The sequence below is a fragment of the Clostridia bacterium genome, from assembly GCA_017394805.1.
In the GTDB taxonomy this organism is placed as follows: Bacteria; Bacillota; Clostridia; order Christensenellales; family CAG-1252; genus RUG14300.
This window is the reverse complement of sequence record JAFPXC010000023.1, coordinates 26,483-39,325: the sequence shown is the minus strand read 5'-3', so window position 1 is coordinate 39,325 and position 12,843 is coordinate 26,483. Positions and strand designations below refer to the sequence as shown.

9 protein-coding genes are annotated in these 12,843 nt (G+C 57.9%); 1 reads left to right on the top strand and 8 read right to left on the bottom strand.

What is annotated here, in order from left to right; all coding sequences use genetic code 11:
- Window positions 1-7: 7 nt before the first annotated feature.
- Genes II896_05940 through II896_05920 form a run of 5 tightly spaced genes read right to left on the bottom strand, consistent with a single transcriptional unit; the run spans window position 8 to window position 6,250 of the window.
- Window positions 8-694 (bottom strand): YjjG family noncanonical pyrimidine nucleotidase, encoded by a 687-nt coding sequence (locus II896_05940; GenBank protein MBQ4444173.1) that lies wholly within the window; start codon window positions 692-694, stop codon window positions 8-10.
- The gene (locus tag II896_05935; GenBank protein ID MBQ4444172.1) at window positions 691-1,368 is read right to left on the bottom strand and encodes a TrkA family potassium uptake protein; all 678 of its coding nucleotides are present in this window, start codon (window positions 1,366-1,368) and stop codon (window positions 691-693) included. The genes II896_05940 and II896_05935 overlap by 4 nt, the downstream gene beginning before the upstream one ends.
- Window positions 1,365-4,052 (bottom strand): calcium-translocating P-type ATPase, PMCA-type, encoded by a 2,688-nt coding sequence (locus II896_05930; GenBank protein MBQ4444171.1) that lies wholly within the window; start codon window positions 4,050-4,052, stop codon window positions 1,365-1,367. Before II896_05930 ends, II896_05935 begins: the two co-directional genes overlap by 4 nt.
- A 24-nt stretch (window positions 4,053-4,076) precedes the next feature.
- Window positions 4,077-5,018, bottom strand: a complete 942-nt coding sequence (locus II896_05925; protein ID MBQ4444170.1) for a hypothetical protein — start codon at window positions 5,016-5,018, stop codon at window positions 4,077-4,079.
- Window positions 5,015-6,250, bottom strand: coding sequence for a GTP-binding protein (locus II896_05920; protein MBQ4444169.1), 1,236 nt, complete (start codon window positions 6,248-6,250; stop codon window positions 5,015-5,017). Before II896_05920 ends, II896_05925 begins: the two co-directional genes overlap by 4 nt.
- A gap of 157 nt (window positions 6,251-6,407) precedes the next feature.
- Between II896_05920 and II896_05915 the strand changes: the two genes are divergently transcribed.
- On the top strand, window positions 6,408-7,310 hold the full coding sequence (locus II896_05915; protein ID MBQ4444168.1) for an arsenic efflux protein: 903 nt from the start codon (window positions 6,408-6,410) through the stop codon (window positions 7,308-7,310).
- Between the two features lie 296 nt (window positions 7,311-7,606).
- On the opposite strand, the gene II896_05910 is transcribed toward II896_05915, so the two are convergent.
- The 3 genes from II896_05910 to II896_05900 form a co-directional block, all read right to left on the bottom strand.
- Complete coding sequence (locus II896_05910; GenBank protein ID MBQ4444167.1) at window positions 7,607-9,316, bottom strand: EAL domain-containing protein; 1,710 nt, start codon at window positions 9,314-9,316, stop codon at window positions 7,607-7,609.
- Between the two features lie 107 nt (window positions 9,317-9,423).
- The gene (gene dapA, locus II896_05905) at window positions 9,424-10,284 is read right to left on the bottom strand and encodes a 4-hydroxy-tetrahydrodipicolinate synthase (protein MBQ4444166.1); all 861 of its coding nucleotides are present in this window, start codon (window positions 10,282-10,284) and stop codon (window positions 9,424-9,426) included.
- Window positions 10,285-10,395: 111 nt separating this feature from the next.
- Window positions 10,396-12,843 (bottom strand): glycoside hydrolase family 3 protein, encoded by a 2,448-nt coding sequence (locus II896_05900; GenBank protein MBQ4444165.1) that lies wholly within the window; start codon window positions 12,841-12,843, stop codon window positions 10,396-10,398.

Genomic DNA, 12,843 nt, shown 5'->3' with positions numbered 1-12,843 from the left:
CGGTCGCCTATCGAACGCCGCGTATAAACGCCTCTATTTCGTGGTAATCGTCCGACGTAAAATCGGGCGCGAAACCCGCCTCGAGCGCGCGGTGTTCGCGGTTGTACCACACGGTATGCACACCCGCTTCTTTGCCCCCCGCGATATCGCTCGTCAGGCTGTTGCCTACCAAAACGGTAGTTTGGGGCGTATAGCCCTCTATGCGCTTGGCGATCTCGTCAAAAAAGGCCTTTTGGGGCTTATGATACCCCAAATTCTCGGATACGAACACGTCTTTGAGTAACCCCACGAGTCCGCTTTCTCTTAGCCTTCTCTCCTGCACCGCGGTACGTCCGTTGGATACGGCGTACACGTCATACGCGCGGGACAAGCGCTCGACGAAGCCTTTTGCGCCGCGAATATACGCGTGCTGCGCGCGCAGATTCTCCTCGTACACCGAGGCGAAGTTGAGGGGCATAGGCTTGCCGATTTTGCCGAACAAGTCCACGAATCGTTCGACCACGACCTGTTGAACGGTCGCCTTGCCCGCCTCGTAGCGGCGCCACCACCCCTCGTTGACGTCGTGATAGACGGACGCGTAGATGGGATCGTACGGCAGGCGGAAGTGCTCAAAAGACAGGCGTATCGCCATCCGCTCGCCCAAGGTGAAGTCAAGTATGGTATCGTCGATATCCAACAAGACCGTCTTGATCATTTGCTCCCGAGCCTCGACATCAAGGTCTCCAACTTATCCATCGGGCCGCCCAACACGACCGTACTGCCCGCGTGGCAGACCGTAGTGCCCAACGGCGTCACGTTGCCCTCGTCGTGCAGGATAAAAATGACGGTCACGCCGTACTTTTCCCGAATGCGCAACTCCGCTATGGACTTGTCGTTCCAGGACGCGGGCATATCTATTTCCACGATGGCCAGGTCGTCCGTCAGTTCTATCATATCGCTCATCTGGGGATAGGCGATCATCGTGGCGGTTTTGGCGGCCGAATCCGCCTCGGGCACGATGACTCTGTCCACGCCCAACTTGGTGAGGATGGCGGCGTGGTTGTCGTTGATGGCCTTGGCCGTGATATTCTTGGCGCCCATTTCCTTGCACAGCAGGGTGCACATAATGGAGGCCTGAATATTGCGGCCTATGCCGATAATGACGTTATCGAAAGAAGACAGACCGATCTGCTCCAAAACGCGCTCGTCCGTAGCGTCCGCGTTGACGCAATGGGTGGCGTAATCGCTGACTTCGGCTATGCGGTTGGCGTCCGCGTCAATGGCCAGCACTTCGCACCCTTTATTGGCCAACGTCTTGACCAGTTCAGTACCGAAAATGCCCAAACCGATGACGGCGAACTGCAAATTCTTCATCTTTTTTCTACTCATGCCGCTCTCCTTTTGGCGACGACGCGCTCAATGAGTTTTTGTATTTCAACCATAGGAATAATGGCGAAAGCAAAGGCCAAACTGATACCCCACTCGCCCGCCGTCAAAGAGGTGGTCTGGAACACCACATGAAGGGGCGGAACGAGCACTACGACGGACACCAACGCCGCGCCCACCAACAAGCCCAAGTCGAGCATTTTGTTGGAGAAGGGATTGTGACGGAACAGGCTGTCCGTCGTCTGCCGCAGGTTGAAGGCATGGAACAGTTGCACGAAGCAAATGGTCACGAAGGTCATAGTCATAGTGACCGTATGGTCGGCGATACCGCGCGGCAAAGCGAACTCGGCCACGCAATAGACGGCCAAACACACGGCGGCCTGCATAAAGGCCTGTATGAAGATATCTCTGCCCATCTTGCCCGAAAACAGGCTGTTGCCGCCCTTGCGGGGGGGCCTCTTCATAATGCCCTCTTCCGCCTCTTCTCTGCCCAAAGCCAAGGCGGGCAAGGAGTCGGTGACGAGGTTGACCCACAGTATCATCACGGGCGTCAAGAACTCCACGTTACGCCCCAAAACGCTACTGACGACGAGCGTAACGACCAACAGGCACATCACCTCGGCCATATTGGCCGACAGCAAAAACTGCACCGACTTTTTGATATTGTCGTATATCTTGCGCCCTTCTTCCACGGCCGTGACGATGGTGACGTAGTTGTCGTCGGCCAGCACCATATCCGCCGCGCCCTTGGATACGTCCGTACCCGTGATGCCCATGCCCACGCCGATATCCGCCGCTTTGATAGAGGGCGCGTCGTTTACGCCGTCGCCCGTCATGGCCACCACGTTGCCCATGGTCTGGAACGCCTTGACGATGCGCACTTTATTCTCGGGACTTACGCGGGCGAATACCGATATTTCGCGTATATGGGCGGCCAGTTCCTCGTCGCTCATCGCGTCTATTTCCACGCCCGTCACGGCGCGGTCGCCCTCTTGCCACAACCCTATACGGCGGGCGATGGCCACGGCGGTATCCGCGTGGTCTCCCGTGATCATCACGGGGCGCATACCCGCCTCGATACACTCTTTGACGGCGCCTTTCACTTCCTCGCGCGGGGGATCGATCATACCCACCAAGCCCAACAGCACGAGGTTATCCTCGTTTCTGTCCGCTTGCAGATCGCCCGTCTTGTAGGCGACGCCCAAGGTACGCAGCGCCTCTCGGTTGAGGGAAGCGTTGGCCTCCAAAAAGCGTGCGCGTTCCTCGTCGTCCAATGCGATTACTTTACCGCCCACGAGCACGCGGGTACAGCGTTTGAGCAGCATATCGGGCGCGCCCTTGACAAAGCACATACTGCCTTGGGGCGTGTCGTGCACCGTGGTCATCAACTTACGCACGCTGTCGAAGGGTATCTCGTCCGTACGCGGGAAGTCCCGCCGTTCGGCGGCGTACTCCAAACCGTAGCGGGTGGCATAGGCCACCAGGGCCGTCTCGGTGGGGTCGCCCAACAGGTCGCCTTCGTCGGATACGGTGGTATCGTTGCACAGGCTCATACTGCGCACCAACAGGCGCTCGGCGTCCCCTTGCGGCAGGTCGGCGACGACGCCGTGGTCGGGCGTATAAAAGGCCTGCACGGTCATTTTGTTCAAGGTCAAAGTGCCCGTTTTGTCCGTGCAGATCACTTGGCAACTGCCCAACGTCTCCACGGCGGGCAATCGGCGAATGATGGCGTTTTTCTTGCTCATCTTCTGCAATCCCACGGCCAGCACGATGGTCACCACGGCGGGCAAGCCCTCGGGGATGGCGGCCACGGCGATGGCCACGGCGGTCATAAAGGCCAGCATATAGTCGTCGAGCCCCGCCTTTTGTCCCGACGCGAGGGGACGAACGGCAGACACTACGAAAATCAGCGCGGCCACGGCCAGCACGATGATACTCAACGTCTTGGCGGTCTTGGCCAACTGGCGTTGCAAGGGCGTTTCGCTCTGCTCTTCCTGCAACATTCCTGCGATATGGCCGACCTCGGTATGCATACCCGTCGCCGTCACCACGCCTTTGCCTCTGCCGTACTGCACCACGCCCGTAGAAAAGGCCATATTGTGCCTATCGCCTATAGGCGCGTCGGAGGCCACCGTAGCCGTAGCGTCCTTTTCGACGGCCACGGACTCGCCCGTCAAGGCGGACTCCTCTATTTTGAGCGAAGCGCTCTCCACAAGGCGCATATCGGCGGGCACGATGTCGCCCGCTTCGAGCAGCACCAGGTCGCCGACAACGACTTCTTCCTGTCTAATGCGCCGTATTTCGCCCTCGCGTATGACTTTGCAATAGGGCTTATTGAGATTTTTCAAAGCGTCCAAGGCGCTCTCCGCCCGCCCTTCCTGCACGGCGCCCACCACGGCGTTGGCTATGACGATGAAGAGAATGATGCCCGCCTCGAACAGATCCGCATACTCTTTCTGCACGATGGAAATGGTGGCGGACACGGCGGCGGCCGCCAACAAAACGATGATCATCACGTTGGCAAACTGCTTGAAAAACCGCGTCAAAGGCGTGACGCGTTTGCCGCCCGCCAGGCGGTTGTAGCCGTCTCGCTCCAACCGCGCGTTCACTTCGCTTTGGCTAAGGCCTTCGGGCGAGGTGTCCAGCGCTTGATATACTTCGGAAGGGGATATGGATTCTATTTGCATACGATTACACTCACTTCGTAGTCATCAGCCCAAGCCGATGGTCTCGTCGTCCGCACGGGGCGGCAATTTGGTGATTGACTGCACCTCCATCAGGATTTGTCGTTCACCCTCCATTTCGTGGAAACCCACTCTGCCCGCCATGCGTATCCAATCGCCGTCGTTCACTTTGACGGACGTGGCGTTGTGACACAGCACGAAGTAAAAAGCCACGTCGTTGGCACAGCACGTCATCACGCGACGGCCGCCCACGAAGAAGCCGTCGGGAATGGTTTTATCCAGTACGGCGTGCACGGTTATCTCCACCGTCTTGCCGTCGTAGCGTTCGGGATTCTCGATGGAATCCACAAAGAATATGCCGAAGTCGAGATCGGCCACGTTGACGTAGTCGCCGTCCACCTTGTAGGGCAGGTCGTCGGCCAAACTGACCGAATTGCCTTCGCTGTCAAAGAGCAGATAGCCCATCTTGGGATTGATGAGTTGCAGGTTGCGCTTCAACACGGTGGTGGCCTTTTCGTCGTCGCAATTATACATGATCACCACTTCGGAGTCTTTCAGCATATCCACGACCTTTTGCCGCATATTGTTGAAATACATTTGGAAAGATTCGGCGTTAACCACCGTGATCTGCTGCGCCAGCGTACAGCATTCGGGCAAGCGATAGGCCGCTATGTCCCACATGGCGTTGGCCTCGATATAGATGAGGTCGGGGCGATACTGCTTGATGATATCCTGATAGAAAGCGGGGGTCAGTTGAGACGCTTCTTCCACCGGCACCACGCTGACGTGGTTAATACGCATGAGGCGCGGATCGTACTCGGTATTGCCGTCCTCGCAGGACACGACCACCTGCCGCGCCGAGGCGTCGATAAACAACTCCTCGCGCCACGCGTCGTTCAAGAAAAAGGTCTTGCCGCTCTCCAAGAAGCCGTTGACCACTATGACGGGTACTTGACGGGGAATACTCATAGCGCAAAGACCGCCTTGATTTCGTCGCGATCGAGTCCCGCGCCTATCACGCACAAACGACCCGTGTAGTCGGGCGCGCCCAAACGGATTTCGTAATCACCCGCCACCAAATCGAAGTAGTACCACTCCTCGCGGTCGGACGCTTTCACGATGCCCTTGCTACGTAAGATATTGCCGCAGCGGTCCGTGCACAACGCCTCCAGAGCGGCCTCCAATTCGGGCTTCGCGTAGGACTTGGCCGTTTCCACGCCCCAACTCTCGAACACTTCGTCGGCGTCGTGACCGTGATGGTGATGATGGTGCTCCTCGCCTTCGTCGTCATCGTCATCATCATCGTGATGATGATGGCATTCGCACTCTTCGTCGTCATCGTCGTCGTGGTGATGGTGATGATGCTCTTCACCCTCTTCATCTTCGTCTTCATCGTGATGATGGTGATGGCATTCGCACTCTTCGTCGTCATCGTCGTCTTCGTCCTCGTGATGATGATGGTGCTCCTCGTCCTCCTCTTCCTCTTCATCGTGGTGATGATGGTGACACTCGCATTCCTCGCCGTCTTCGTCCTCGTGATGATGGTGATGATGATGCTTATGCGCTTTTGCGGCGGCCACCACCTCTTCCAGCAATTCGTCCATCAAGGACGCGTCCTCTTCCAGCACCGCGAGCAAGCGGTCGCCCTCCATCTCGGTGACGGCGGTGGTCACGATATTGGCGCGGGGATTGAGCGAACGGACGAGGTCGTACGCCTCTTGCACGACTTCCGCGCCCGCGACGTCGCCCTTGCTGATGACCACGGTATTGGCCTGTTTCACTTGGTCTACATAGAATTCGCCGAAGTTGCGCATTTGTTTTTTGCACTTCTTGGCGTCCACGACGGTGGCGACGATATTCAAGGTCAGCGCGTCGCCGAAGCGGTGAATAGACTCGATGATATCGCTGAGTTTGCCCACGCCCGACGGCTCGATAATGACGCGGTCCGGATGGAAGCGCTCGATGATTTCCTCCAAGGAACGATTGAAGTCGCCCACCAGCGTACAGCAAATACAGCCCGAATTGATTTCTTTGATTTCGATGCCCGCTTCCTGCAAAAACGCGGCGTCCACGCCGACTTTGCCGAATTCGTTTTCGATGAGCACTACTTGCTCGTTTTTGAAAGCGTGCGCGTACATCTTTTTGATAAGCGTCGTCTTACCGGCGCCCAAAAACCCGGAAATTACGTCTACTTTAATCATTATATCATCTCCTTATAAAGAAAGAATTTATCGTTTCGCGTATTATTATATCACACTCTATAGGATATGGTAAGTATTTTAACAAAAAAATTCGCGAATGCCCCAATTTCGTTGACAAAAGGCATGACAATCCCTACAATACAATTTAGGTGAATTTATGCTGGAAGTGTTTTTGGACGCATTGAAAGACAGCGCCATCGTGTTGGCGATCGTGTTCGGAGTATATCTCCTCTTGGCTTTTCTCGAGCCGAAGTTTTCGCACAAGATGGAGCACGCGGGGCGTTTCGCGCCCCTTATCGGCGCGGGCATCGGCCTCATTCCACAATGCGGTTTCAGCGTAGTCGGCGCGGATCTCTATCACAAAAAACACATCACCTTAGGCACCCTCATCGCCATCTTCGTAGCCACCAGCGACGAAGCCCTGCCCATCTTTTTGGGCGCGACGGACACGCCCGACAAAATATTGATGGTATTGCCCCTTTTGGGCATCAAGTTCGTGTCGGCGGTGGCGTTCGGCTACCTTATCGACCTCATTTACCGTCGTTCGCAAGAGGCCGTGCATCACCACGAGGAAGAATGCGAATGCGAAGAGGTCGTACACGTGGGGTGCTGTCATCACCACATAGAGGAAGAGGAAGATAAGGAGAGCAAGTGGCACCAATACCTTCTGCACCCCCTCGTCCACTCCCTCAAAATATTCGCGTACGTGTTCGTCGTCAACATGGTATGGGGCACCATTCTCCATTTCGTGGGCGAAGAGGCCGTGGCCGCTTTCTTGCAAAGTAGCCGCTACGCGGCGCCCGCTTTGGCCGTGGTGGTGGGGCTTATCCCCAACTGTGCCGGCTCGGTCATCTTGGCGGAACTCTATTTGGTGGGCGGCTTGAGTTTCGGCGCTTGCGTGGGCGGCTTGTGCGTCAACGCGGGCTTGGGCTTGATGATTCTCTACAAGAACGTCAAAGAGGTCAAGCACAATCTCGTAGTCACCGCCATTATGATAGGCATCGGCCTCGTCGTAGGCTACGCCACCTTGGGCGTTATGACCGCCTGCGGGCTCGACTAACCCCCACGTTTTCTCCCCTCGATTATCGCCCTTCTTTATCGTCTATTTTCATCGTTTGGTATCGAAAACCCCCGCAAAACGCGGGGGTTTTCGGTTACGTTCCATTTCTATTCCACGAGCGGACAGCCCGCGCTTCGTACACAAACAAAAACCGCGCTATTCCATCCCGGAGATGGCGCGGAATTGTGATGAATGAGTGGGTGTACAAACGAGCGAGGCGACGCCTAACGTACTTTTGTACGTGACGTCGACGAGTGAGCGGACAGCCCGCTCAATCGCGCAATTCCGCGCCCTCGCTATGCGTCGAGCATGGAGGGCAGTAGCGTTATACCTTTCACCGCGTTGGGCACGGTGCGCATGGGACGCGAGATCGCGTTGCCCTGAATGGCGTCTACGCCCATAAAGAACATATATTCGGACAAGTCCTCGCTGTCGCAGAACGTGGCGATAGAGGACACGCCCTGCTCCTTGGTAAGGGACAGCAACAGGCGTAGATAGGCCTCGGCGCGCGGATTGCCGATTTCATAATAGCGGGAGTCGATGCGGATAAAGTCGTAGTCGAATTCGCTCAGCACGGTCATGGTCACCTTCTCGGTGCTGTCCAGCAAAATCTTCACGCCCTTTTGGTGCACGGCGCCCAAACCGGTCTTGGCGGCGATGGCGATACTTTCCAGCGAGGTACAGTCGAACGCAAACACGAGGTTGGGCACGCCCCCGTCGGGAATGAGTTTCAGCAATCTGTCCAGCAACACGGGCTTGGTGAAGAAACGGGACGAAATGCTGACGATAAAGTCGTATTGGGGGAACTCGGCGCAGACCTTTATCTGCTCTATGAGATTGGCCTCGTTGAGGTCTTCGATTTTGGCGCTGTTTTCGGCGACGGCGGTAAAGAGTTGGGGCACCATCTTGCCGAGGAAACGGTCTTGCAGCACTTGGTACACGTTGAACGCCATTATGGAGCCGTCGGAGCGCAAGCACGCGTTGTAGAAATACACGATGGGGTCGGAAGCGGCGACCATCGCGTTCATGGTCTTTACTTTATAGCGGTTGGCAAACAAGTCGAAGTCGCTTTTCTTGGGCACGGAAGACTTGCTCTCGGTCTTGGTCTTCTTTCGGAAGGTGCGGTACTCGCTCACGTCCGCCATCTCGGCGTTACTCTCGCCCATCGCGGCGCGGTAGGCTTCCAACTCCTCTTGTTCGCGCCTTATTTCCTCTTCGGATTTGACTTCCTCGGGTTTTTCGAGCGCTTCGTCGAGGGCGGCTTCTTCTTCCTCGGGCGTGGGGGGCGTTTCTTCCTCTACGGGAGCGGACGCTTCCTCCATGGGCTGTTCGGGCGGCAAAAACTCCGCCAATTCCTCGTCGGAGACCTGCAACTCGCCCGCAGGCTCGTCGTCTTTCTCTTCCGCTTGGGCGTTTTCCTCGGCGGGTTCTTCCTCGTCGAGATCGGCTTGCGGCTCGTCCTCGATGGCTTTCTCGCCCTCTTCTTTCCCTTCGGGTGCTTCTTCGATCGCTTCGACCGCTTCGTCCTCGCCCCAATCGTCGTCACCGAAATCTTCGTCCACGGCCTCTTCCACTTCGTATTCGGGCACGGCTTCGGCAGGTGCGGCGGCCTCTTCGACGGCGGCCGTCTCTTCCGCAACTTCCGCCTGAGCAGGCGCGTCCACGTCAACGTCCACTTCGTCCGCGATTTCCTCTTCGGGCGCGGCAATATCCGCGTCCACCTCTTGGGCGGGCGCTTCGTCGTCCCATTCCTCGTCACCGAAATCCGCGTTCTCCGCTTCGGCCACGTCGTACGCTTGGACGGGCGTTTCGTCGGATTGTGCGCTTACTTCGGGCGCTTCGGCTTCCTCGGTCGGCACGTCCACGTCCACATCGTCGACTTCCTCTTGGGCGGGTGCGACCACGTCTACGTCGTCCCAATCGTCCCAGCCGCCGTCGGCGCCGTCCACGTCGGGTGTGTCTATACTGAACAAATCTTCGTTTTCGGGCAAGTGTTTCTTTGCCATCTATCCCTCCGCGTGCGCGAAAAAATGCGCACGATATACTGTGCTAATCATAGTATAACTTATGACGCGCCGAAGGTCAATAGGCAAACGCGATTTTTAGTCCGCTCTTAGTGATTTACTATACAAAAGCCCGCTTTTTCGAGCAGAATCGGCAACGCGCGGTCGGCGGAAGGCGCGAGGGGCAAGCGCAACTCGTTGGCGCACAGCCCCAGATGAAAACAGGCTTGCTTGACCGCAATGGGATTGACTTCGCCAAACAGGCGCTCGACCAAAGGCAAATAGCGCGACGTCCAGCGCGGCATATCCGAGAGGGGCACGACGAGGCCCTGCTCCATCACGTCGGGGATGGCGTTGGCGGCCGCCGAGATCGCGCATTCCGCCCCCACGGCGCGGAAAAGGGGCAGCGTCGCGTCCTCGCCGCAGACCAATGCCCGCGACAATTCGCGGCACACCAACGCATAGTGCAATATCTCCCAAGCGTCCGCGTTGGCCTCTTTTACCCCTACCACGTGGGGTAGCAATAGTAGCCGCGCCAGCATTTCGGGCGATATGTCCACGCCCGTCCGCTTGGGCACATTGTAGAGGACGATCGGCACGTCCACGGCCTCGCAAATCGCCCGATAGTGCGCCAAGAGCCCCTCGTCCGAACAGCGGTTATAATAGGGCGTAACGCACAAAAGCGCACTCGCGCCCATCTCCCGATAATGCTCGGCACGCCTAACGACCGTGCGAGTATCATTGCCCGACACGCCCACTACGATGGGTTTGGCCGTAGACCGCATGACGGTACGCAAGACGGCGTCGCATTCTTCTTCCGTCAGCGCGCACGGCTCGGCGGTAGTCCCCAACGCCACGAACGCCGCCGAGTACACCGAGGCGCGGACGACGAGGCGCGAAAGGGCGTCGTGATCCACCGCGCCCTCCCGAAAGGGGGTAATGAGTGCCGTAAACAATCCTTGCAGTTGCATATAGCATTATATGCAATAGCGGTCCTTCGTGATAACCGTTCCACCCCGCGACCGCCCGCAAAAAAGGGTGGCCCATTCGACCCCCCTATCGCCTACTCGTTTTTTCGGCGTTTACTCGCTTTTCGTCGCATTCAGCACGTCGCGCAGCCGATAGGCCAGCAAAGCCGTCGGCAAAGCGGCGCGCTCTATCTCGGCGCGGCGAATGCCGTCGGGCTGCCCCAACGTAGACAAAAGGCTGCCGTCCGCGCGATACTCGCGCTCCATGCGGTTAAAACTGCCGGGCATAAACACGCCCACACCCGCACGCACGCGATACGCGTTGTCACAGAGGGCGGGAAACTCGTGACTATGGTCGTGTTGCATCCACCAATCGGTCATGATCAACCCGCGATATCCCCACTCCTTGCGCAAAATCGTGGTCGCCAAATCGTAATGATAGTGCGCCCACACGCCGTTGACGAGGTTATAAGAGGTCATCACCGTCCACGGATCGGCCAACTCCACGCAGATCTCGAAGCCCTTGAGGTATATCTCACGCAACGCCCGTTGCGACAAGCGGCTGTCGTTGCGGTTGCGGTTGTACTCCTGATTGTTACAGCAAAAATGCTTGATACACGCGGCGACGCCCATCTCCTGCACGCCCTCCACCGTAGCGGCCGCGATAACGCCCGACAGCACGGGGTCCTCGCTCATATACTCGAAATTCCGCCCGCAAAGCGGATTGCGATGGATATTCATACCGCCGCCCAGCAGGATATGCACCCCGTAGGCGCGCATCTCCTCACCGACCGTGCGATAGACCTCGCGGGCAAGCGCCTCGTTCCAAGACGCGGCCAGCGCCGTGCCGCATGGCAGCAAATTGCAATAGCGCCGCACCCGTAGCCCGCTGGGGCCGTCCGACGTAACGAGGGGCGGGAAGCCCAACAGGCGCAACTCCTCCGTGACGCCGCCCATGACGCCCCCGTTGCCCGACACGCCCAAAGGGCTGTGCATAAAGCCGTGCCCGCGCGTCAACGCTTCCAAATCGGCGAGGTCCAATCCGTGGACGAAATCTTCCACTGTGACTTTGCCGTCCAACACGTCCGTCCACAAATAGGACGCGCCCTTTTCGACCTCTTCGGGCATATCCTCTTTTATCCGCGCTTTCATATCCACCTCACCCTTGGGCACTTGCCCGTAGGCGGGTATCAATTCGTTCCCCCTTTGGCGAGGGATCAGACGGTCGAACGGATGCTCCACCGCGCACACCGGTTGCACGGATTTGAGGCATACGGTATGGGACAATTCGAACCGCGCGGCCAAATCGAGGGAGCGCACGCTATTGCCGACGAACAGCCGATAGACGCCCCCTTCCAAGACGTACGCATTGGCAAAAGGCGTATTGCCCACGTCGTCGAAAGAGGCCATCAAGTACCCCGAACACGCCAGTTCCAAGGTCGCGCTTTCACCCGCCGCCAATAGCGGCGTCTTGCCAAACGCCACCAACGAGCGGCGACTCTTGCCCATACGCCCCTGCGGGGCTTCCAAGTAGAGTTGCATCACCTCTTTGCCGGCGCACTCGCCCGCGTTGGTGACGCGCACCGCGACTTTGGCGCCCTCTTGCGAAGCCTCGGCCGCCAGCACTTCCCACTCGAAACGCGTATAGGACAACCCGAAGCCGAAGGGATACAGCACTTTATCGGGCGCAAAGGTCTCAAAATAACGATACCCGACGTAAATATCCTCGCGGTACTCGTTGTAGTCCTTGCCGCCGAAGCACGCGGACGAGGGATAGTCGGTGTAGCGGCGCGCGATGGTGTCGGGCAATTTACCCGAGGGATTCACCGCGCCCGTCAGCACGTCCACCAAGGCCGTGCAACTCTCCTGCCCGCCGAAATAGGCCATCAATACGGCGGAGGGTTGAAACTCCTCCACCCACGCCATATCCACCACGTTGCCCGTGTCGAGGACGACGATGGTCTTGCGGAAATGCTTGGTGACGAAGGACAACAGGCGCCGCTCTTTGGCGGTGAGATAATAGGAGCCCTCGGTGAGCGTATTCTCCCTGTCCTCGCCCGCCGCACGTCCCAACACGTACACGGCCGCGTCGTTATCTTGGGCATACGCCGCGACGTCCTTTTCCGCCATATCCATCTCGGGGTGCGAATAAGGCCAAGCGCCCCACCAGCCTTCGTCCGCTCGGTGCACACGCGAGGCGCACCACTTGCGATAGCGCTCGGCAAGACGCACGTCCAAGGATATTCTACCCTCGGCGGCGTCCAAGAGGTTTATCTCGTAGGGCGCGTTAACGTCCCCGCCCGAACCATAGCCCACGTAGAACCAATCCACCTGATGGCGGCCGAAAATCGCCACTTTCGTCTTGGGCGCGAGGGGCAAAACGCCCTCGTTGCGTAGCAATACAACCCCCTCTGCGGCGGCGCGGCGCAACAAAGCGGACGCGTCCACGACGCGGGCGAAGCCTTCCTCCACGTAATTGCTGTCTTGCGAAAGACCGTTGCCTTGCGCGAGGTTGGCCGAAATGCGCACGATGGGGGCGATGATTTTTTTGAAAAAACTCAT